This window comes from Lutimonas halocynthiae (assembly GCF_030409835.1).
Classification (GTDB): domain Bacteria; phylum Bacteroidota; class Bacteroidia; order Flavobacteriales; family Flavobacteriaceae; genus Lutimonas; species Lutimonas halocynthiae.
Genome location: NZ_JAUFQO010000004.1, coordinates 382,493 through 403,404, shown reverse-complemented (window position 1 = coordinate 403,404; position 20,912 = coordinate 382,493). Strand labels below are relative to the sequence as shown.

Annotated in this window: 18 protein-coding genes; 14 read left to right on the top strand and 4 right to left on the bottom strand. The window is 37.5% G+C overall.

Annotated elements, in window-relative coordinates; genetic code table 11:
• The first annotated feature begins 208 nt into the window (after window positions 1-208).
• From ilvD to QWY87_RS07575, 7 genes are all read left to right on the top strand, one after another.
• Window positions 209-1,894, top strand: coding sequence for a dihydroxy-acid dehydratase (ilvD, locus tag QWY87_RS07605; protein WP_290289963.1), 1,686 nt, complete (start codon window positions 209-211; stop codon window positions 1,892-1,894).
• 27 nt (window positions 1,895-1,921) lie between these two features.
• Window positions 1,922-3,655: a biosynthetic-type acetolactate synthase large subunit gene (ilvB, locus tag QWY87_RS07600; protein WP_290289961.1), complete on the top strand. Its 1,734-nt coding sequence runs from the start codon at window positions 1,922-1,924 to the stop codon at window positions 3,653-3,655.
• A gap of 5 nt (window positions 3,656-3,660) precedes the next feature.
• Window positions 3,661-4,185 (top strand): acetolactate synthase small subunit, encoded by a 525-nt coding sequence (ilvN, locus tag QWY87_RS07595; protein WP_290289960.1) that lies wholly within the window; start codon window positions 3,661-3,663, stop codon window positions 4,183-4,185.
• A gap of 18 nt (window positions 4,186-4,203) precedes the next feature.
• Window positions 4,204-5,679, top strand: a complete 1,476-nt coding sequence (gene ilvC / locus QWY87_RS07590) for a ketol-acid reductoisomerase (RefSeq protein ID WP_290289959.1) — start codon at window positions 4,204-4,206, stop codon at window positions 5,677-5,679.
• An 82-nt stretch (window positions 5,680-5,761) separates the two neighbouring features.
• Window positions 5,762-7,015 (top strand): threonine ammonia-lyase IlvA, encoded by a 1,254-nt coding sequence (ilvA, locus tag QWY87_RS07585; protein WP_290289958.1) that lies wholly within the window; start codon window positions 5,762-5,764, stop codon window positions 7,013-7,015.
• 54 nt (window positions 7,016-7,069) lie between these two features.
• Window positions 7,070-8,683: an NADP-dependent glyceraldehyde-3-phosphate dehydrogenase gene (locus tag QWY87_RS07580; protein WP_290289956.1), complete on the top strand. Its 1,614-nt coding sequence runs from the start codon at window positions 7,070-7,072 to the stop codon at window positions 8,681-8,683.
• A gap of 123 nt (window positions 8,684-8,806) precedes the next feature.
• Complete coding sequence (locus QWY87_RS07575; protein ID WP_290289955.1) at window positions 8,807-10,261, top strand: carbohydrate porin; 1,455 nt, start codon at window positions 8,807-8,809, stop codon at window positions 10,259-10,261.
• On the opposite strand, the gene QWY87_RS07570 is transcribed toward QWY87_RS07575, so the two are convergent.
• Window positions 10,258-10,971: an RluA family pseudouridine synthase gene (locus QWY87_RS07570; RefSeq protein ID WP_290289953.1), complete on the bottom strand. Its 714-nt coding sequence runs from the start codon at window positions 10,969-10,971 to the stop codon at window positions 10,258-10,260. The genes QWY87_RS07575 and QWY87_RS07570 overlap by 4 nt on opposite strands.
• A 157-nt stretch (window positions 10,972-11,128) precedes the next feature.
• Between QWY87_RS07570 and QWY87_RS07565 the strand changes: the two genes are divergently transcribed.
• The gene (locus tag QWY87_RS07565; RefSeq protein WP_290289951.1) at window positions 11,129-11,614 is read left to right on the top strand and encodes a hypothetical protein; all 486 of its coding nucleotides are present in this window, start codon (window positions 11,129-11,131) and stop codon (window positions 11,612-11,614) included.
• An 11-nt stretch (window positions 11,615-11,625) separates the two neighbouring features.
• On the opposite strand, the gene yihA is transcribed toward QWY87_RS07565, so the two are convergent.
• The 3 genes from yihA to QWY87_RS07550 form a co-directional block, all read right to left on the bottom strand.
• On the bottom strand, window positions 11,626-12,225 hold the full coding sequence (gene yihA, locus QWY87_RS07560; RefSeq protein ID WP_290289949.1) for a ribosome biogenesis GTP-binding protein YihA/YsxC: 600 nt from the start codon (window positions 12,223-12,225) through the stop codon (window positions 11,626-11,628).
• Between the two features lie 45 nt (window positions 12,226-12,270).
• Window positions 12,271-13,440 carry a glycoside hydrolase family 130 protein gene (locus QWY87_RS07555; RefSeq protein ID WP_290289948.1) on the bottom strand — a complete coding sequence of 390 codons (1,170 nt, stop codon included), beginning with the start codon at window positions 13,438-13,440 and terminating at the stop codon, window positions 12,271-12,273.
• Window positions 13,441-13,509: 69 nt separating this feature from the next.
• Window positions 13,510-14,280, bottom strand: coding sequence for an alpha/beta fold hydrolase (locus QWY87_RS07550; RefSeq protein ID WP_290289947.1), 771 nt, complete (start codon window positions 14,278-14,280; stop codon window positions 13,510-13,512).
• A gap of 232 nt (window positions 14,281-14,512) precedes the next feature.
• Here QWY87_RS07550 and QWY87_RS07545 point away from each other — a divergent pair, with 232 nt between their 5' ends.
• From QWY87_RS07545 to mraY, 6 genes are read left to right on the top strand one after another with little or no spacing between them, the layout of a single operon-like run.
• A complete protein-coding gene (locus QWY87_RS07545) occupies window positions 14,513-14,986 on the top strand; it encodes a division/cell wall cluster transcriptional repressor MraZ (protein ID WP_290290958.1) in 474 nt (157 codons plus the stop codon).
• Window positions 14,973-15,869, top strand: a complete 897-nt coding sequence (gene rsmH, locus QWY87_RS07540; RefSeq protein WP_290289945.1) for a 16S rRNA (cytosine(1402)-N(4))-methyltransferase RsmH — start codon at window positions 14,973-14,975, stop codon at window positions 15,867-15,869. Before QWY87_RS07545 ends, rsmH begins: the two co-directional genes overlap by 14 nt.
• Before the next feature lie 24 nt (window positions 15,870-15,893).
• Window positions 15,894-16,220: an FtsL-like putative cell division protein gene (locus QWY87_RS07535; protein ID WP_290289943.1), complete on the top strand. Its 327-nt coding sequence runs from the start codon at window positions 15,894-15,896 to the stop codon at window positions 16,218-16,220.
• A 2-nt stretch (window positions 16,221-16,222) separates the two neighbouring features.
• Window positions 16,223-18,199, top strand: a complete 1,977-nt coding sequence (locus QWY87_RS07530) for a penicillin-binding protein (RefSeq protein ID WP_290289942.1) — start codon at window positions 16,223-16,225, stop codon at window positions 18,197-18,199.
• Window position 18,200: 1 nt separating this feature from the next.
• Window positions 18,201-19,664: a UDP-N-acetylmuramoyl-L-alanyl-D-glutamate--2,6-diaminopimelate ligase gene (locus QWY87_RS07525; protein WP_290289941.1), complete on the top strand. Its 1,464-nt coding sequence runs from the start codon at window positions 18,201-18,203 to the stop codon at window positions 19,662-19,664.
• Window positions 19,665-19,673: 9 nt separating this feature from the next.
• Window positions 19,674-20,906 carry a phospho-N-acetylmuramoyl-pentapeptide-transferase gene (mraY, locus tag QWY87_RS07520; RefSeq protein WP_290289939.1) on the top strand — a complete coding sequence of 411 codons (1,233 nt, stop codon included), beginning with the start codon at window positions 19,674-19,676 and terminating at the stop codon, window positions 20,904-20,906.
• Window positions 20,907-20,912 lie beyond the last annotated feature (6 nt).

The window sequence follows — 20,912 nt, the reverse complement described above, 5'->3', positions numbered from 1 at the left end:
GGTTTTTTTTTTGTTAAACCTTGTAAATTAGAGTAATTAAGTATTTGAATATCAGTTGTTAAGTTGCTCTCTTGTTGTGTTGAATGTTGTAATAAAATAAATAAGAAATCAAGAAACGGTTAAAGCCTTTTTATTTTTGATGATTATTTAAAAAATAATTGATTTTAATAAAAGAATATCAATATAAACAAATAGACCTTACTTATTAATGAAGCGATTAAATAAGCACAGCCAAAGATTAACGCAAGATGCAACACAACCTGCAGCACAAGCCATGTTGTACGCAGTGGGCCTGAATGATGATGATATGCAGAAACCTCAGGTGGGTATTGCAAGTACAGGTTACGATGGTAACCCATGCAATATGCATTTGAATAATTTGGCAGCGGGTATAAAAGCAGAAGTAAACAAGAAAGATCAAGTAGGATTGGTTTTTAATACCATTGGTGTTAGTGATGGTATTTCTATGGGTACCAGCGGTATGAATTATTCCTTACCATCTAGAGATATTATTGCAGATTCTATAGAGGTAGTCATGAATGCTCAAAGTTATGATGCACTTGTATCTGTAGTAGGATGTGATAAAAATATGCCAGGAGCGATTATGGCGATGCTTAGATTGAACAGACCTTCTCTTATGGTTTATGGAGGAACGATAGCTTCAGGAAGTTACAAAGGACGTAAATTGAATATCGTATCGGCATTTGAGGCATTGGGCCAGAAGATATCAGGTGAGATATCTGATGAAGAATATAAAGATATAATTAAAAGTGCCATTCCGGGAGCAGGAGCTTGTGGAGGGATGTACACGGCTAATACCATGGCATCTTCAATCGAGGCTATGGGTTTTGCCTTGCCTTATAATTCATCAATTCCAGCAGAGAACCCTCATAAGGAAGATGAAAGTAGCAGAATTGCTGCGGCCATCAAAAATCTGTTAGAACTTGATTTGAAGCCTTTGGATATCATAACAAAAAAATCTCTTGAGAATGCCGTGGCTTTAGTTAATGCACTTGGTGGTTCAACCAATGCAGTTTTGCATTTCCTGGCCATTGCTCATGCTGCAGATATTGAGTTTACACTTGATGATTTTCAGCGCGTAAGTGATCGTACTCCCTTGATAGCTGACCTAAAGCCTAGTGGAGAATATTTAATGGAAGATGTGCATGGGGTCGGAGGTACTCCGGCTGTTATGAAGTATCTGCTTGACGGTGGATATTTGCACGGTGACTGTATGACTGTTACTGGAAAAACTTTAGCAGAAAATCTTAAGGATATTAAAGCACTTAGCTTTGAGGAAGACCAAAAGGTTATTCATTCAACTAAAGATCCGTTAAAATCATCTGGTAATTTACAGATCCTTTTTGGCAATCTTGCAGCTGAAGGTTCAGTGGCGAAGATCAGTGGAAAGGAAGGAAATTTATTCAAAGGAAAAGCCGTTGTTTTTGATGGTGAACAAGAAGCGAATGATGGCATAGGAGCTGGACGGGTATCAAAAGGTGATGTAGTGGTTATTCGCTACGTAGGACCTAGAGGAGGTCCTGGGATGCCAGAAATGTTGAAACCAACTTCAATGATTATGGGTGCCGGATTAGGAAAAACAGTTGCATTAATTACTGATGGTAGATTTTCAGGTGGTACACATGGCTTTGTTGTGGGTCATATAACTCCAGAGGCACAATCAGGCGGTCTGATCGGTTTATTGAAGGATGGAGATGTGATCACTATTGATGCTGCCAATAATAAAATTGACGCTGATCTGAGCGCCGAGGAAATCACAAAAAGGAAGTCAGAGTGGGCAGCTCCGGCTCCTAAACACACAAAAGGAATTTTATATAAATATGCAAAAACAGTCTCTTCTGCATCTGAAGGTTGCGTGACAGACAAGTTTTAAATAATAGAATCAATTAAATTGTTATCTATGGAAACAATAACAAAATCTACACAGAAAGTGACAGATAAAAAGAGCGTTAAAATAACTGGAGCCGAAGCGATAGTGAAATGTTTGCTGGAAGAAAATGTCGACCTTATTTACGGTTATCCCGGAGGTGCGATTATGCCGGTTTACGATGAGCTGTTTAAGTATGAAAAGGAATTGCAACATGTATTAACAAGACATGAACAAGGTGCTATTCATGCGGCTCAGGGATTTGCAAGAGTTACCGATAAAGTTGGCGTTGCGATTGCAACATCAGGCCCGGGAGCGACCAATTTAGTTACTGGAATTGCAGATGCGCAAATTGATTCTACTCCTCTTGTTTGTATTACAGGTCAGGTAGGTTCCCATTTGTTGGGTAGTGATGCATTTCAGGAAACCGATATAATTAGTATTTCGACTCCTGTAACCAAATGGAATTATCAAATAACCAAAGCCTCAGAAATTCCTGAGGTCTTTGCAAAGGCTTTTTATATTGCAAAATCTGGAAGACCAGGACCGGTATTAATAGATGTAACAAAGGATGCACAATTTGGAGAATTAGATTTCACATATAAACCTTGTAGGCACGTTAGAAGTTATAATCCTGTACCTCCTATGGAACCGGCAAAGATTGCAGAGGCTGCAGAGATCATTAACAATGCTAAAAAACCTTTTATTGTTTGGGGTCAAGGTTTGACTCTTGGAAATGCTGAAGCTGAATTCAAAGATTTTATAGAAAAAGCAGGAATTCCATCTGCATCAACACTATTAGGCTTGTCGGCTTTGCCTTCTGATCATGAGTTGCATGTAGGAATGGTTGGGATGCACGGAAACTATGCGCCTAACAAACTCACCAATGAATGCGATGTGCTCATTGCTGTGGGTATGCGTTTTGATGACAGGGTTACTGGAAGTTTAGCTACTTATGCCAAGCAAGCTAAGGTCATACACTTTGAAATTGATCCGGCAGAAGTTGATAAGAATGTAAAAGCGGATGTTGCAGTGTTGGGAAATGTAAAAGATACTTTGACTGCGATCTTACCTTTGATAGATAAAAAAGAATACAAAGACTGGGAACAAGAGTTTCAGGATTTATATGATATAGAATACAAAGAAGTGATTGATGGTCAGATTAATGTCTCTACCGATGGAATTACAATGGCAGAAACTATGATGGCTTTGAACAAAGCTACTGATGGAGATGCTGTGATTGTTTCAGATGTAGGGCAGCATCAAATGATCGCTAGCCGTTTTAGTAAATTTAATAAAGGAAGAAGTAAAGTGACTTCTGGAGGCTTGGGAACTATGGGTTTTGCCTTGCCTGCAGCTATAGGAGCTAAAATGGGAGCTCCTGACAGAGAGGTCGTGGCTATTATAGGAGATGGAGGTTTTCAAATGAATATACAAGAACTAGGTACCATATTGCAAACTAAGGCTCCCGTAAAAATTGTTGTTTTGAACAATCAGTTCTTAGGGATGGTTCGTCAATGGCAGGAATTGTTTTTTGATGGTCGCTATGCATCAACCGAGATGACAAATCCTAATTTTGTTAAAATCGCCGAGGGTTATAGTATTAAAGCAAGAAAGGTTACTGAAAGAGCTGAACTTTCTGAAGCTGTTAATGAAATGATCGCTTCTAAAGAATCTTATTTTCTTGAAGTGATGGTTGAAATGGAAGAAAATGTATTCCCTATGATCCCAACAGGTTCTAGTGTTTCAGATATCAGATTAAAATAAAAGCAATGAAAACAGAAAAATATACCATATCAATATATTCAGAAAACAATCTTGGATTGTTACTTAGAATATCAACTATATTTTTAAAGAGACATATAAATGTTGAAAGTTTGACCGTTTCAGGATCAGAAATTGAAAACGTATCAAGATTCATCATTGTAGTTGACATCACTGAAGAACAAGTTAAAAAAGTGATTGGTCAAATTGAAAAACAAGTTGAAGTAATTAAGGCATATTACCATACGAATGAAGAATGTATCTTTTTACAATCAGCTTTATTCAAAATAAAATCGAATCTTCTTTTTGAAGAGCGACAGATTCAAAATATAATCAAGAATAGTAATGCCCAAATCGTTACAGTTTCCCCCGAGTTTTTTGTGATTGAAAAATCAGGTCGCCGTGAAGAGATTGATGCCTTGTATGATGAATTATTGTCTTATGGCATTATGCAATTTGTGCGTTCAGGAAGGATTTCTGTAACCAAAGAAGAAATGAAAATTTCAGAATTATTAAGAAAACAATTAAATTAAAAAATAAATCAAAAGTTAATGGCAAATTATTTTAACACTCTTTCGTTAAGAGATCAATTGGCACAATTAGGTAAATGTAGGTTTATGGATCCTTCTGAATTCACAGAGGGCGTGTCAGCCTTAAAAGGAAAAAAGGTAGTTATAGTGGGCTGTGGAGCTCAGGGCTTGAATCAAGGACTAAATATGAGAGATTCTGGTCTTGATATTTCTTATGCCTTGAGAGAAGGAGCCATCAAAGACAAACGCCAATCTTTTAAGAATGCTTCTGATAATGGTTTCAGTGTTGGGACTTACGAAGAAATGGTGCCAACTGCAGACCTTGTTTGTAACCTTACTCCTGATAAACAACATACATCTGTTGTGGAAGCGGTAATGCCCTTAATGAAAAAAGGAGCGTCTTTAGCTTATTCTCATGGCTTCAATATTGTTGAAGAAGGAATGCAGGTAAGAGAAGATCTTACAGTGATCATGGTAGCTCCTAAAAGCCCAGGATCAGAAGTAAGAGAAGAATATAAGAGAGGTTTTGGTGTGCCAACACTTATTGCAGTGCACAACGAGAATGATCCGGAAGGAAGAGGTCTTGCCGAGGCAAAAGCATATGCCGTTGCCACTGGTGGTGATAAAGCTGGGGTTTTAGAATCTTCATTTATTGCTGAAGTAAAGTCTGACCTTATGGGTGAGCAAACTATTTTATGTGGTGTTTTGCAAACAGGATCAATTCTTTGTTTCGATAAAATGATCGAGAAAGGTATAGATGCCGGATATGCTTCAAAGTTAATTCAGTACGGTTGGGAAACCATAACTGAGGCCTTGAAACACGGAGGAATTACCAATATGATGGATCGTTTGTCTAATCCTGCTAAAGTGAAAGCTTATGCATTGTCTGAAGAATTAAAGGATATTATGAGACCATTGTTTCATAAGCATATGGATGATATTATGTCAGGAGAGTTTTCTAAAACGATGATGGTTGACTGGGCTAATGATGACAAAAATCTATTGAGCTGGAGAGCAGCAACTGGTGAAACTGCATTTGAAAAAACACCTGCAGGAAATGTTGAGATCTCTGAACAAGAATATTTCGATCACGGTGTTTTAATGATAGCAATGGTTAGAGCTGGTGTAGAACTGGCTTTTGAAACGATGACAGAAGCAGGAATTATTGATGAATCGGCTTATTATGAATCATTACATGAAACTCCTTTAATCGCAAATACAATTGCGCGTAAGAAATTATATGAAATGAATGCAACCATTTCTGATACAGCAGAGTATGGATGTTATTTGTTTGATCATGCTTGTAAGCCATTGCTAACTGATTTTATGAAAGAAATTGATGTTGATGTAATTGGAAAAGCATTTGCTGAAGGAAAAGGTAATGGAGTTGATAACCAGGAGTTAATTGCAATTAACGAAGAATTACGTTATCATCCGGTAGAAATTATTGGGTCTGAATTAAGAGAGTCTATGACAGCAATGATCAAAATTGTATAGTCTGGGAATCGAAAAATAACTTATTTTGTGAGTTAACCATCGATTTCAAGATCTTGAAATCGATGGTTTTTAATTTAATACCATGTTGAATACCTATATAGAAATTGCAAAAGTGGAAAAAGCAGCCAGCCGAATCAAAGATTTGGTAAGGCATACTCCGCTTATAAAAATGCCTAATTTCTCAGAGCGGTATGAGGCGGAGATCTACTTTAAAAGAGAAGATCTTCAGCGGGTCCGCTCATATAAAATACGCGGTGCTTTTAATAAGATCAGTTCGCTTGTTGAAAATAAGGAGGTTTCAACTGTAGTTTGCTCAAGTGCAGGAAATCATGCGCAGGGAGTGGCCCAAGTATGTCATTTTCTGGGTATAAAAGGTGTCATTTTTATGCCTATTACAACGCCTCAGCAAAAAGTGCAGCAGGTCAAAATGTTTGGAAGAGAACATATTGAAATACGGCTTATAGGTGATACCTATGATGCATCCTATAAAGTGGCTAGAGCCTACTGTGAAGACAAGAATTTTGAGTTTGTTCATCCTTTTGATGATGAAAAGATTATTGAAGGTCAGGCAACGGTTGGTCTTGAAATGCTTGAAGATTTAGATCAGCCATTAGATTTTTTATTTGTTCCCGTTGGAGGCGGAGGCCTAGTTTCGGGATTGATTAGTGTTTTTAAAAAGGCTAGTCCAAATACTAAAATTATTGCTGTTGAGCCTGAAGGAGCACCTTCTTTGAGTAATTCTCTTTTAAAAGGATCAAACACGACGCTTGATCATATCGACAAATTTGTTGATGGCGCTGCCGTTAAAAGAATAGGAGACCTTCCTTTTGCCATTTGTAAAAATGGGGTGGATAAAGTGTTAGTGGTGCCTGAAGGTAAAATTTGCTCTACCTTGTTGAGTCTATACAATGAGAAGGCCATAGTAGTAGAGCCGGCAGGAGCCCTTTCTGTAGCCGCATTAGACCAGTATAAAGAAGAGATAAAAGGAAAACGAATTGCCTGTATCATCAGTGGCGGAAACAATGACATCTCACGGATGGAAGAAATCAAGGAACGATCAATGCTGCATGAAGGCCTGAAACACTATTTTATGGTCACATTTCCGCAGAGGGCCGGCGCACTGAAAGAGTTTGTTGTAAATGTTTTGGGCGAGACTGATGATATTACTTATTTTGAATATGCTAAAAAGAACAGTCGTGCAAGAAGTACTGCGGTTGTAGGAATAGAATTGAAAAGCCACCAGAATTTTCAGCCTTTAATCGAGAGAATGAAAGAATTAGGGTTTTATGGTGAATACCTGAATGACAGCCCCCAATTATTTCAATTTTTAATATAATATCAAAAACCAAATCAAAAAAAATCCAAATTAAATAACCTAAAAATACGCATTATGTCTATAAAGACGATTTTCGATGATCAAAATGTACCTGCACCCTTTCAGGTCCCACTAAACCAAAAGTATGACACCTATTTGTTGAATGGAGAAATCAAGAAATGGCAAGGTAAAACGTCAGAAGTTCATTCTCCAATTTTCACTAAGAATGCAGAAGGTAAGTTAGAACCTACATTGTTAGGCACTGTGCCGGTAATGGGTGAGAAAGATGCCTTGGAGGCATTAGATGCAGCCAATACAGCTTTTAATAACGGAACAGGTCTTTGGCCTACGATGAAGGTTGCAGACCGCATCAAATGTGTAGAAAATTTTGCAGCTATTATGGCGACTAAAAGAGAAGAGGTCGTTAATTTTATTATGTGGGAAATTGGAAAAACACTTCCGGATGCTCAAAAGGAATTCGATAGAACAATTGAATACATTCATGATACAATTGAAGAATTGAAAGAGCTAGACAGGAACTGTGCCAAATTGAAGTTGCACAGTGAAGTCTATGCCCAAATCAGGAGGGGACCTCTAGGAGTTGTTTTATGTCTTGGGCCATATAATTATCCTTTAAATGAGACTTTTTGTTTACTTATTCCCGCTATTATTATGGGGAATACAACCGTATTTAAACCTGCTAAGTTTGGTGTTATTCTAATTACACCTTTATTAGAGGCTTTTGCAGAAGCATTTCCTAAAGGAGTAGTTAATATTCTTTTTGGTAGGGGAAGAGAAGTGGCTACACCAATCGTTAAATCCGGCCGGGTTGAAGTACTGGCATTGATTGGAAATAGTAAGTCAGCCAACGCTTTACAAAGTCACCACCCTAAACAAAACAGATTGAGATTGGTACTTGGCCTGGAGGCAAAGAATCCGGCAATTGTTTTGCCTGATACAGATATGGATTTGGCCGTTGAAGAATGTGTTTTAGGATCACTTTCATACAATGGACAACGCTGTACGGCTCTAAAAATGATCTTTGTACATGAGAATATTATAGAAACTTTTAACAAGAAATTTGTTGAACGCGTTAAACAACTTAAATATGGATTGCCATGGGAAGAAGGCGTGAAGCTAACTCCACTTCCAGAACCAGGTAAACCTGAATACATTAAAAGTCTGGTTGACGACGCGATAGCAAAAGGAGCGGAGATTATTAATGAAGGTGGAGGTGAATCTCATCATAGTTTTGTCTATCCAGCGATAATGTATCCTGTGAATGAGAAAATGGATTTATACCATGAAGAACAATTCGGACCTGTGGTCCCGATTCTATCGTTTAAAGACGTTCAGGAGCCAATTGATTCTATTGTGAATTCAAATTACGGGCAACAGGTAAGTTTATTCAGTGTAAATGCTGATACGTTGGCACCCCTTGTCGATAGTCTTGTGAACCAGGTTTGTAGGGTGAATATCAATAGCCAATGCCAGAGAGGACCTGATGTTTATCCTTTTGTAGGGAGAAAAGATTCTGCTGTTAGCACGCTTAGTGTTCGGGCAGCACTAAGATCATTCTCAATAAGAACATTGGTTGCTTGCAAGAATAACCAGCTTAATAAAGACATTTTGAATGACATGCTGGATAATAACAAATCAAATTTTGTGAATACCAATTACATACTGTAATAAATGCGAATGGCATATGGATTTAAAAAAGGAGGCTTCATGCCTCCTTTTTTATTGAGTTCGTTTTTTTATTTTTATAGAACGAGATAATTAGTATCTTAGATTATCACTAATCCCTCAGTTATGTTTCGCCAAACCAAGTCTTTGACCTTTAACCTGTTTTCTTGTCACGTATTTATTTTAGTGTTTTTTGTGGGTTTGTTTTCAGCAAGCAGCCAAATTCAGTATCAGATTTCTACGAATAAAAAAGTATCCATTGGTTCATATGGTAGAGCGGGTGTTGATTGGTCTTTTGAAAATGGAGGGTCGATAGGGAGAAGGCTAAACCTGAATAATATGGGGAGTATTGGAGGTCGCCTTGAAGAACAGGACTATTTAGAAGTGGCACCCAATTTTAATTTTACTCCTAAGGCAGGTGACAGTACATTAATCTATGCACAGATCAGATTGTCTATGTATTCGACTGGTGTTGGTAGTTTTGCAAATAGCACTTCGTCAAGTATTGGAGGTCTGGCTTTTGCTATGCCTGAAATTTTTGTGGAAGCAAGAAATATAAATGGGTCCGGAGTGAGTTTATGGGCGGGTTCTAGATTGTATCGTGGACCTGACGTTCATATTGCGGATCATTTTTATTTTAATGACCATTCTGGAGCCGGTTTCGGTGTTGAATTTAAAAATACCAGATTATCAACCGTATTTGTAGCTTCTACAGATACAACTTCTACACTTCCACCTTATTTCTATCTGAATATTAAAACAGGTACACCAAGTGCTGCATTAAGACAAAGAGTTGTTGTTGTTGCGGAGCATGATATTGATATTAATAAGAGTAATGGGATTACACTTTTGGGAGAATTTCACAGAATGGCGGATGCTGATGGAGAGGTTGATGTTGATTCGGTTGCAACGGCTTATAATTTCCCTTCTGATTATGGATTTGTAATAGGTGTCAAACACGAGCATAAAATAAGAAATTTAAAACCGGGCTCATTTAATGACTTCTCTTTGCGTTATGGAACGGGTATAGCCAATGGAGGTGATGGTGGATTGTCAAAAACCTGGCTTACTTTTGGAGCACCGGATACGATTGCTCAAAATTTTCAAGGGGCTTATTCCCTTGCTTTGGTGAATCACGCTGTTTTGAATTTTTCAGACAGATATACCATGAACGGTTATGTAATCCTAACCAAGAGTAAAGGAGGAGCCGATACTGACGGGTTATCAAAAACGTATTTTGGTAAAGAAGTATATAATCGAAAATTTGATTTTACCGTTGGAGTAAGAAACGAACACTACATTTCTGATTATTTCCATTTACTTACCGAAGTACATTATTCACAGCGAAAAGATGGTGTAAACCCTTGGGCCAGCATGTTAAAATTCAGTGTAGCCCCGGTATATGTGCCAACAGGTCAAAGGGATACATGGGCAAGGCCTCATCTCAGATTTGTTGCCTCTGCAGCAAGGTATAATGATTATGCCATGGAAACACTTTATTCCCCTTATCTGGAATTTACTGGAAGTAGACGATGGGGCTATTATTTTGGTGTTAAGGTTGAATGGTGGGTATGGAACTAAGTCTTTTTCTGGAGTCTTGTTTCCTTACTGCAAATATCCCATAAAGGATCGTTTGGAAGTGGGGCCTGAACTGTTATTTCTTCTTTTTTAACCGGATGTACAAACTTGATTTTTTTCGCATGTAAATGTATACCTCCATTCTTATTTGACCTTTTACTGCCGTATTTTAAATCTCCTTTGATCGGATAGCCAGTAACCGATAATTGACATCTAATTTGATGATGTCTGCCCGTTTCCAGGTTAACTTCGAGTAAGGAGTAGTTGTCTAATCTCAGCAAAGTTTTATAGTGTAAAACGGCTTTTTTACAGTCTTTACCTTCTTTACTGTACGCAGTTGATTTATTATTTTTAGGATTTTTCCTGAGATAATGTTGCAGCGTCTCCGCGTTTTCGTCTGACTGTCCTTCAACTAGTGCCCAATACGTTTTTTCTATTGTTTTTTCGCGGAGCATTTTATTCATTCTCTCCAAAGCCTTCGAAGTTTTTGCAAAAATCACAACTCCCGTAGTTGGCCTGTCTAGGCGATGAACAACCCCTAAAAACACTTTGCCGGGTTTGCTATAGGTTTGGGCAATATATTCTTTAACCACATCGCTCAAAGGTTTGTCGCCGGTTTTATCACCTTGTACAATGTCACCAACTTTTTTGTTGATAATGATCAAGTGATTGTCTTCAAAAAGGACCTCCAGATTATCTTTTGTACTGCGCATATACGAATCGATTGAGCTGTAAAAATACAAATAAAATGGGCTTGTTAAATCTTAACTTTTAGCATGTCAAGATGTGACATGGGTCACATTAATTTGCTCACTGAAAGTTCGAATAAACCGTATCTTTAAATGATCAATATAATTAGTTAATTTAAATATGAGAAACTATATCTATCTAATATTTAGCGGTTTACTTATTTTGTCTTGCACAGACTCGAATAAAGAATCGAATGCTATTACTTCTGAATTAAAGAAAGAAAATCAAGTTGAATCGTCACAGGGTCTTGATTTGCTTCAAAAACATTGTTATATCTGTCATAGTCCAGAATCTTCTTCGCATGATGAGATTATTGCCCCTCCTATGGCAGCTATAAAAATGAGGTATAAAATGTCATATGAAAACGAGCAAGAGTTCGTTGACGCTATTGTGGCTTGGACCATGAACCCAATAGAGGAAAATGCTTTAATGAGAGGAGCAATTGATCGCTTCAAAGTCATGCCAAAGCAGTTGTTTGATAAAAATGAGATGAGGCAATTGGCTATATATATGTATCAGAATGACTTAAGCGAGCCCACGTGGTTTGCGGCCCATCAAAAAGAAATGCATGCTAATGGAGGAAAAAGGCGTCAAGGGATGCCTTAAAGAAATTTATTTTATTTCATGCTCTCATTGACATTTTGAATAAAATCAAGAATTTCATCTCTTCCGGTTTTATCCGTGGAAGATGAAATAAAATAGGGTGGTAACTCTTCCCAATAAGTCAACAATTCCTTTTTATAGTTCGCAATGTTTTTGGGTAAGGTAGACTTATTTAATTTATCTGCTTTGGTAAAAATGATGCAAAACGCGATTCCGTTTGTTCCCAGAAATTCCATAAAATCCAGATCAATTTTTTGCGGGGAATGCCTGCTGTCAACCAGAACAAATGTACAAGCCAATTGCATTCGCTTATTGAAATAATCTCTGATAAAGCTTTGAAAAGTCTTTCTTTTATCCTTTGAAACTGAGGCGTATCCATAACCAGGAAGATCCACCAGAAACCAATTTTGATTAATAATAAAATGATTGATCAATTGAGTTTTTCCGGGCTTTCCAGATGTTTTAGCCAATGATTTGTGGTTGGTTAACATATTGATCAATGAAGATTTTCCAACATTTGATCGGCCTATAAAGGCATATTCAGGTAAGTTGTCTTTTGGACATTTTGAAACATCCGTATTGCTAATGACAAATTCTGCAGTTTTAATTTTCATAGTTGAAATTCATTCAAATTGATAAGATCAATATTGTTCAATAGTTTATTTATTGACTAGTTCAAGTGACTCACTAACAGCCACTGCAATTTTTGAATCACCCGTTCCGTAATAAAGAAACCATTTGTTCTTAAAAAACACCATACCCTCTACAAAGCAAACATTATTAACTTCTCCAACCAGCTCATAATCTTTATCAGGGAAGATAAAGTAATCATCTGTTCTGTCGATGAGCTTATAAGGCATGTCTGCATCAAATAAAGCCTGTCCGGCTGCATAAGTATATTGAGGCAAGTCTGGGTCATTAAAATTTAATGCATTGCTGGCATTATAGATGAGCAAAACACCTTTTTCTGTCATCAAAGCGAAAGGCCCAGGCTCAACGAGACGACTGTCAAAATAGCCTTGTCGTGGGTGCAATACTTTGATCATTTGATCATTCTCATTATTGATTGCGAGCTCCCAATTGATGAGGTCTTTTGAATAGGCCATATAAAGATTGGTATCACCAAAATACATCCAATAATAGCCATCAATTTTAACAGCGATCATTTTATTTCCTTGTTGCTCCACTATGATTGCGCCAGCTTTGGACCAAAAATCTTTAAAAGATGCATCCTTCATTACAAGACCGTGTTTCTTCCAATTGATCAGGTCAGTTGATGAAGCTAAGGCAAGCCTGGCTGTTTTCCCGTCATAGGCCGTATAAGTCATGATATAGGTGCCGTCTTCACTTTCAATTATTCTAGGATCTTCAGCTCCGTCAAAATAGCAGCTTACACAATCCTGATCTAAGCTTTCACCATTGAGTTTCATGTAATTCCATTCCAAAGACTGCATTTCATCTTCTTTAGGATAGAACACAGGGTTGCTGTTTTTTTTAAAATGAAGCCCGTCATCACTTATGGCTAATCCAATACGTGATGTGCCTTTAGCGTCTTGAGCACGATAAAATAGAAACACCTTATCATCCTTGACAATAGCGGAAGGATTGAGAACGTTTCTTTCTTCCCACTTCACTTCCTTTTTATCAATTGGGCAAACAAAATGTAGCGTATCTGATGGTTCAAGAATAGGGTTTACGGCATCTTGTTTTACAAAACCGTCAAGTGTCCAAGAAGGGTCATGATCAACTATGGGATCGTTTATTGTTTCTTTTTTATTGCAAGAAATGACCAATAACACAAGTAGATAATAAATTATGACTTTTTGCATGGAGCCGCGTGGGAGTCGAAAAATAAAGCTTAAGAATTTAATACTTTATCTGAATCCTTTGTAAAGATACTATTTTGTTCCGAAGTGTTTTGTAAGCCATGGCTCAAGCTTTTCATTAAACTCAATTGGCCTTTCCATCATAGGTGCATGTCCGCACTTATCTATCCAATGCAATTCCGAATTAGGTAGTAACTTATCAAACTCTTCAGCAACTTCAGGAGGCGTTACCGAATCATTTTTTCCCCAAATCAAACAGGTTGGCACCGTCATAGTAGGAAGGTCCTTCCCCATATTATGTCTTATAGCACTCTTGGCGATTGCAATAGTTCTAATGAGTTTGTTTCGATTATTTAATGTGTCAAAAACATCATCTATGATCTCAGGTGTCGCCACTTCAGGATCGTAAAAAACATCTTGCGCTTTCTTCTTGATATATTCGTAATCGCCTCTTTTTGGGTAACTTTCACCCATTGAATTTTCATAAAGTCCTGAGCTGCCAGTGAGCACAAGTCCTGTAACATTTTTTGGGTTCAGTTTTGTATGAAATAAAGCGATATGCCCTCCCAAGGAATTACCCATGAGGATATATTTGTCAAGTCCTTTGTATTTTACAAAATCCTTGATAAACTTAGATAAGTTCTTAACGTTTGTCTTTAAAAGAGGTAGTGTGTAAATAGGTAACTCAGGCATAATGACCTGATAACCCAAATCTGAAAAATGGTCAAAAACCCCATCGAAATTACTTAAATTTCCCATAAGGCCATGTAAAATGATGAGCGGAGTACCTTCCCCTGACTCGAGGTAAGAATAGCCATCTTCGTTTTTGAGGGTGTATTTCATTTACGATCTAAATTCTTAGCGATTTGCAAATTTAAATAATTTGGTTCAAAGTACTAATTTTCTCTGCATAAGTTCAGAATATTTTACACAAAAATAATCGATTCAGTTTAAGCTTCATTTAATCAGCTACTTACGCGAATATAAAGAAAGTTATCAACAAAGTGGTAAAAAATGGTAAAAAGTGGTAAAATTCTCTATATTTGTCATTATAAATCAACTTTCAGGGCTCAAAGTGGTAAATCTAATCGGTACATATGAATGTAAGGCAGACGTCAAAGGGCGTTTGATGCTTCCGTCTCCACTTAAGAAACAACTGTCCAGCATTCTACAAGATGGTTTTGTTTTAAAGCGCTCCGTTTTTCAGCCATGTTTGGAACTCTATCCAATGAAGGAATGGAATGAAATGATGGCGAAAGTAAACAAGTTAAACAGGTTCGTAAAGAAGAATAATGATTTTATAAGAAGATTTACTGCCGGAGTTAAGGTGGTGGAGTTGGATGTATCTGGAAGGATGTTGATTCCAAAGGATCTTCATTTGTTTTCAGGAATTTCTAAAGAAGTTGTACTCTCTTCTTCAGTGAATATCATTGAGATTTGGGATAAAGATAAATATGAGAAGGCCATTGATGATGCGGCAATTGACTTTGCTGATTTGGCTGAAGATGTAATGGGTAATGTAAATGATGACGATAATGAGTTATCATGACCCGGTTTTGCTCTTTGAAAGTGTTGGTGGTCTAGAAATAAAACCTAATGGTGTCTATGTGGATGTGACCTTTGGAGGGGGAGGTCACTCCAGACAGATACTAAAACAGCTTGGAGCTGATGGTAAATTATTTGCCTTTGATCAGGATGGTGATGCCTTGAGGAACGAAATTGAAGATGATCGTTTTGTTCTGATAAATGAGAATTTCAGATTTATTAGTCGTTTTCTCAGATTGAACGGCGTTAAAAAAGTAGATGGAATTCTGGCAGATTTAGGGGTTTCATCGCATCAGTTTGATTCTGCAGAGCGAGGGTTTTCTACCCGATTCGATGCAGATTTAGACATGAGGATGAACTCAGCGGATACCGTATCTGCTTTTGAAGTGGTAAATCATTATTCGGAGGAGGAGCTGTCACAGGTACTTTTTCAATATGGTGAACTGAGAAACTCAAGAGCACTGGCAAAAGAAATAGTACAGGCTCGAAGTGAAAATGAAATAAGAACAAGTTTTCAATTAAAAAGTGTTTTAAAGCGCTTTTTGCCGAAACCTAAAGAACATAAAATCCTGGCGCAAATTTTTCAGGCGATTAGGATAGAGGTAAATCAGGAAATGCAGGTTTTAAAAGAATTTTTATTGCAGACACCAGATTTATTAGTCGAAGAAGGAAGGTTGAGTGTGATATCATACCACTCTTTAGAAGACAGGTTGGTCAAGAGGTTTATGCAGTATGGATTGTTTGAAGGGGAGCCTGAAAAAGATTTTTACGGGAATGTGGAGGTTCCTTTAAAAAAAGTAGGTAAGCTGATCATTCCATCACAAGAGGAAATCAAGAAGAACAACAGGGCTAGAAGTGCCAAACTAAGAATAGCAAAAAAGAATTAATCATAATAGAAGTTAAAAGTCGAAATGTCAAAAGTCAAACAAACCTTGTATAACATCCTTAGAGGTAAATTTCTGATAGATGAAGATGCGAAGAAGAATTGGGGCTTTATCATATTTCTAACGACTCTTGCCTTATTAATGATAACAAGTTCCCATCAAATAGATAGGAAAGTCCAAAGCATTGCCACACTCAATAAAGAAAAGCGCAAACTCTATTCTGAATTTGTAGCTACTCGATCGGATCTTATGAAACTTAAAATGGAGTCAAGTATTTCGAAAAGACTTGCTGATAACGGATTGTATGTTTCGCAAATTCCACCTCAAAAAATCAAAGTCATTATTAATAATTAAACATGGCCGTAGAAAAGAAACAAATTTTAAATAAACTCTACCTTCTTACAGGGTTTTTGTTCTTGTTTGCTATAGCAATTGTATATAAGCTCATCGAGATTGAGCATATTGACGGTGATATGTATCGTGTTCAGGCTGAGGAAGGAACGGTAAAAACATTTGAGATCGCTGCAAATAGAGGCAGTGTATATACATCTGACGGAAGCTTGCTGGCTACTTCGGTTTCGAGGTTTGACGTAAGGATGGATGCGGTAACCATATCTGATGATGCTTTTGAGGCTGGGATAAAAGACCTGAGCCAGGCCTTGTCCGAAATGCTTGGAAAATCAGCCGGTTACTACGAAAACAAAATCAGAAAGGCACGCGTAAATAAAAACAGGTACTTATTTATTACAAAAAACTTAAGCTATAACGATTACCAGCGATTGAGAAAATTTCCAATTTTTAAACTGGGGACCTATCGTGGAGGATTGATTATCGAACAGCGAACGGTACGCGAGCATCCAATAGGTAAGATTGCTGAACGTGCCGTAGGCTATGATGATTACCGCGGGAGAGTTGGAATCGAAGGTAGTTTTTACGAATTTTTAAGAGGTAAGAAGGGGAAGCGTCTGAAGCAAAAGATAGCGAAAGGCCAGTGGAAGCCTCTAAATGACAATAACGAGATTGAGCCAATTGACGGAAAGGATATCATCACTACAATAGATCTTAAAATACAGGATGTTGCCCATCATGCCTTGTTGGCCCAATTAGAAAAGTTTGAAGCTGATCATGGGTCAGTTGTCGTAATGGAGACGAAAACAGGCGAGATAAAAGCCATTTCCAATCTTGGTAGAACATCAGAAGGCACCTATTTTGAGCAGCGCAATTATGCCATTTATGAATCTCATGAACCGGGATCTACATTTAAGTTAATGGGTATGGTGGTTGCTTTGGAGGATAAAGTAATTGATACGGCAGATATTATTGATACGGAAAAAGGTGTGATTCGTTTTCACGGTAAGCCTGTAAGAGATTCTCATCATGGAGGTTATGGCAAGATATCCGCAGCCAGAGTTTTTGAGTTATCCTCAAATGTAGGTATCGTAAAAATCATAGATGAGCATTATAAGGATAATCCTCAGAAATTCATAGACGGTCTTAATCGCATGAAAGTTGGGGAGAAGATTGGATTACCTATTAAAGGTGAAGGGCAGCCAAAGATTCCGGATCCTAAAAATAAAGATACATGGAATGGTCTGTCACTTCCTTGGATGGCTTATGGCTACGGTGTTTCATTCACGCCACTTCAAACTTTGACTTTTTACAATGCCATTGCAAACAATGGTGAAATGGTGAAGCCAAGATTTGTTAAAGAGATCAGAGCCCAGAGTAATGTGGTGACAAGATTCGAAAAAGAAGTGATGCATCCTCAAATATGCTCACAAGAGACCATTGATAAGGTAAAGGAAATGATGTTGAATGTGGTAAAAAGAGGGACTGCCGAAAATATATATGATAAAAACTTTTCAATGGCCGGAAAAACAGGAACCTGTCAGACTGAATACTGGACTGATGAAACCAAATATATTTCGTCGTTTGTCGGCTATTTTCCAGCTGATGAGCCAAAGTATTCTTGTATAGTAGTAGTGCATAAGCCAAATAAAAAGACGGGTTATTACGGCAATATCGTTGCAGCTCCTGTATTTGAGAGAATCGCAAGAAAAATTTACACAGATACGCCTGTAATCGAAGAGGTGAATTTTGCAGATCATCTACCAGAGGTGGAAAAAGAATATAAAGGTTATTACACCATGGCTAATGAAGTGTATTCAAAAGTCCCGGATGTGAGAAATATGCCAGGAATGGATGCTATTTCATTATTGGAAAATATGGGATTTAAAGTGAATTCAAAAGGTATAGGAAAAGTTAAAACACAATCTATAAAGGCCGGATCGGATCTGAAAAAAGGGGAATTAATCAAGTTAGACTTGTCATAAATTGAAAAAATTAAAAGACATACTGTATGGTGTTTCAGTTGAATCTGTAAAAGGTTCAACTGACATTAGCATTGCAGCCGTAGCGTTTGACTCAAGAAAGGTTGTGTCTGATACGCTTTTTGTTGCTCAAAAGGGATTGCTCTTTGATGGGCATACCTTTATTGCAACTGCAATTGAAAAGGGAGCAGCAGTGGTTGTTTGTCAGGACCTACCTGTTGAAATGCCTGATGGAGTGACTTTTGTTCAGGTAATCGATGCCAATGAAGCCTTGGCTATTCTTGCTTCAAACTTTTATGACAATCCTTCATCAGAATTAACCTTGGTTGGTGTTACCGGTACCAATGGCAAAACTACGATTGCAACCTTACTAGCTGAACATTATGACAAAGCTGGCTATAAAAGTGGATTGATCTCTACGATCAAAATACAAATAGGAGAAGAAGAAATCACAGCAACCCATACAACACCTGATTCTGTTACTATTAATAGGGTGTTACGTGATATGGTTGCCAAGGGTGTGAGTCATTGCTTTATGGAAGTAAGCTCACATGGAATTCATCAGAAAAGAACTTTAGGTCTTGATTTTAAGGGAGGAATATTTACAAATTTAACTCACGACCACTTAGATTATCATAAAACTTTTGCCTCTTATAGAGATATCAAAAAATCATTTTTTGATCAATTACCTGCTTCAGCTTTCGCCCTTGTGAATGCAGATGATAAGAATGGAATGGTGATGCTTCAAAATACGAAGGCTAAAAAATTGATCTATGCATTAAAAACAGAAGCTGATTATAAAGCGCGAATTATTGAGAACCAATTTAATGGTTTGCTTCTGAATATCAATGGTCAGGAAGTATGGACCAAACTTATTGGCTCATTTAATGCCTATAATCTTTTAGCGATATATGCAACCGCTGACTTATTAGGCGTGGATAAATTTGAAAACCTTAGGATATTGAGTGAACTGGATAATGTTTCTGGGCGCTTTCAGCATACGGTTTCAAAGGGAGGTGTTAATGCGATTATTGATTATGCGCATACGCCAGACGCTTTAAAGAATGTATTAGAAACCATTAATTCGATCAGGACTTTTAATGAGCAAGTTATTACAGTTGTTGGTTGTGGTGGTGACAGGGATCGCACAAAGCGGCCAAAAATGGGGAATATAGCGTCTAGCTTGAGTAATCAAGTTGTATTTACATCTGATAACCCAAGAGGTGAAGATCCGGATGAGATTATCAAAGAAGTCGAAGCAGGTGTTCGACCTGAGAATTATAAAAAAACGATATCTATTGTGGATAGAAAACAGGCAATCAAAACCGCCTGTAAGCTGGCTCAGCAAGGTGACATAATTCTTGTTGCCGGGAAAGGTCATGAAACCTATCAGATTATCGGAGATCAAAAATCTGGATTTGATGATTTTGAGATTACCAATCAATTACTAACTGAACTAAACAAATAAACAACCAGGATGTTATATTATTTATTTGAATTTTTGGATCAAAATGCGAGCCTTCCTGGTACGGGTTTGTTTCAATATATATCCTTTAGATCAGCACTTGCTTTTGCATTCTCACTTTTAATTTCGACAATTTACGGTCGTAAAATTATTGATAAATTGAGAAACATGCAGGTTGGAGAATCTGTTAGAGATCTTGGTTTAGATGGGCAAATTCAAAAACAGGGGACTCCTACAATGGGTGGGTTGATCATCATCCTCGCAACCCTGATCCCAGTCTTTTTATTTGCGAAACTAGATAATATCTACATCATTATTTTGATTGTAACCATGATCTGGATGGGGGCTATTGGTTTTGTAGACGACTATATCAAAGTTTTTAAAAAGAATAAAGATGGTTTGAAAGGTCGATTCAAAATAGTTGGTCAGGTGTCACTTGGAATTTTTGTAGGCTTGATGCTTTATTTTAATCCTGATGTAGTTGTAAAGGAAAAACTAAGACATGGGGAGGTCGTAATCAGCCAAGAAGTAACAATATCATCTAATAGGTTTAGTGATGCTGAAAAATCTACAAAAACAACAATTCCTTTTGTAAAAAACAATGAATTTGACTATGCCAATCTACTTACCTGGATGGGTGAATGGACCAAGGATTATGTTTGGCTATTTTTTGTGCTCGTCGTTATTTTTATCATAACAGCCGTGTCTAATGGGGCTAATTTGACCGACGGGATCGATGGTCTTGCTGCGGGAAGCTCCGCCATAATAGTCCTGGCACTTGCCATTTTTGCATGGGTATCAGGTAATATCATTTTCGCAGATTATTTAAATGTGATGTATATCCCGAATTCAGGTGAGATGACCATTTTCATCAGCGCATTTGTAGGTGGCTTGGTAGGATTCCTTTGGTATAATACTTATCCGGCACAAGTTTTTATGGGTGATACAGGAAGTTTGACGATAGGTGCTGTAATTGCCGTGATCGCCTTGTCTGTTCGTAAAGAGTTTTTGATTCCTATTCTGGCTGGAATCTTTTTAGCTGAAAATTTATCGGTTGTATTCCAAGTGTCTTATTTCAAATATACAAGAAAGAGAACAGGAGTAGGTAAAAGAATATTTCTAATGGCCCCGCTGCATCATCATTATCAAAAGAGAGGCTATCACGAAAGTAAAATCGTAACAAGGTTTTGGATTGTAGGCATTTTGCTGGCCGTCATTTCAATCCTAACATTAAAAGTAAGATAACAACAA

Excerpts from the sequence above, each read along its gene's own strand:
- ilvD (WP_290289963.1), top strand. The coding sequence starts at position 209 with ATGAAGCGATTAAATAAGCACAGCCAAAGATTAACGCAAGATGCAACA.
- ilvB (WP_290289961.1), top strand. The coding sequence starts at position 1,922 with ATGGAAACAATAACAAAATCTACACAGAAAGTGACAGATAAAAAGAGC.
- ilvN (WP_290289960.1), top strand. The coding sequence starts at position 3,661 with ATGAAAACAGAAAAATATACCATATCAATATATTCAGAAAACAATCTT.
- ilvC (WP_290289959.1), top strand. The coding sequence starts at position 4,204 with ATGGCAAATTATTTTAACACTCTTTCGTTAAGAGATCAATTGGCACAA.
- ilvA (WP_290289958.1), top strand. The coding sequence starts at position 5,762 with ATGTTGAATACCTATATAGAAATTGCAAAAGTGGAAAAAGCAGCCAGC.
- QWY87_RS07580 (WP_290289956.1), top strand. The coding sequence starts at position 7,070 with ATGTCTATAAAGACGATTTTCGATGATCAAAATGTACCTGCACCCTTT.
- QWY87_RS07575 (WP_290289955.1), top strand. The coding sequence starts at position 8,807 with ATGTTTCGCCAAACCAAGTCTTTGACCTTTAACCTGTTTTCTTGTCAC.
- QWY87_RS07570 (WP_290289953.1), bottom strand. The coding sequence starts at position 10,971 with ATGCGCAGTACAAAAGATAATCTGGAGGTCCTTTTTGAAGACAATCAC.
- QWY87_RS07565 (WP_290289951.1), top strand. The coding sequence starts at position 11,129 with ATGAGAAACTATATCTATCTAATATTTAGCGGTTTACTTATTTTGTCT.
- yihA (WP_290289949.1), bottom strand. The coding sequence starts at position 12,225 with ATGAAAATTAAAACTGCAGAATTTGTCATTAGCAATACGGATGTTTCA.
- QWY87_RS07555 (WP_290289948.1), bottom strand. The coding sequence starts at position 13,440 with ATGCAAAAAGTCATAATTTATTATCTACTTGTGTTATTGGTCATTTCT.
- QWY87_RS07550 (WP_290289947.1), bottom strand. The coding sequence starts at position 14,280 with ATGAAATACACCCTCAAAAACGAAGATGGCTATTCTTACCTCGAGTCA.
- rsmH (WP_290289945.1), top strand. The coding sequence starts at position 14,973 with ATGAGTTATCATGACCCGGTTTTGCTCTTTGAAAGTGTTGGTGGTCTA.
- QWY87_RS07535 (WP_290289943.1), top strand. The coding sequence starts at position 15,894 with ATGTCAAAAGTCAAACAAACCTTGTATAACATCCTTAGAGGTAAATTT.
- QWY87_RS07530 (WP_290289942.1), top strand. The coding sequence starts at position 16,223 with ATGGCCGTAGAAAAGAAACAAATTTTAAATAAACTCTACCTTCTTACA.
- mraY (WP_290289939.1), top strand. The coding sequence starts at position 19,674 with ATGTTATATTATTTATTTGAATTTTTGGATCAAAATGCGAGCCTTCCT.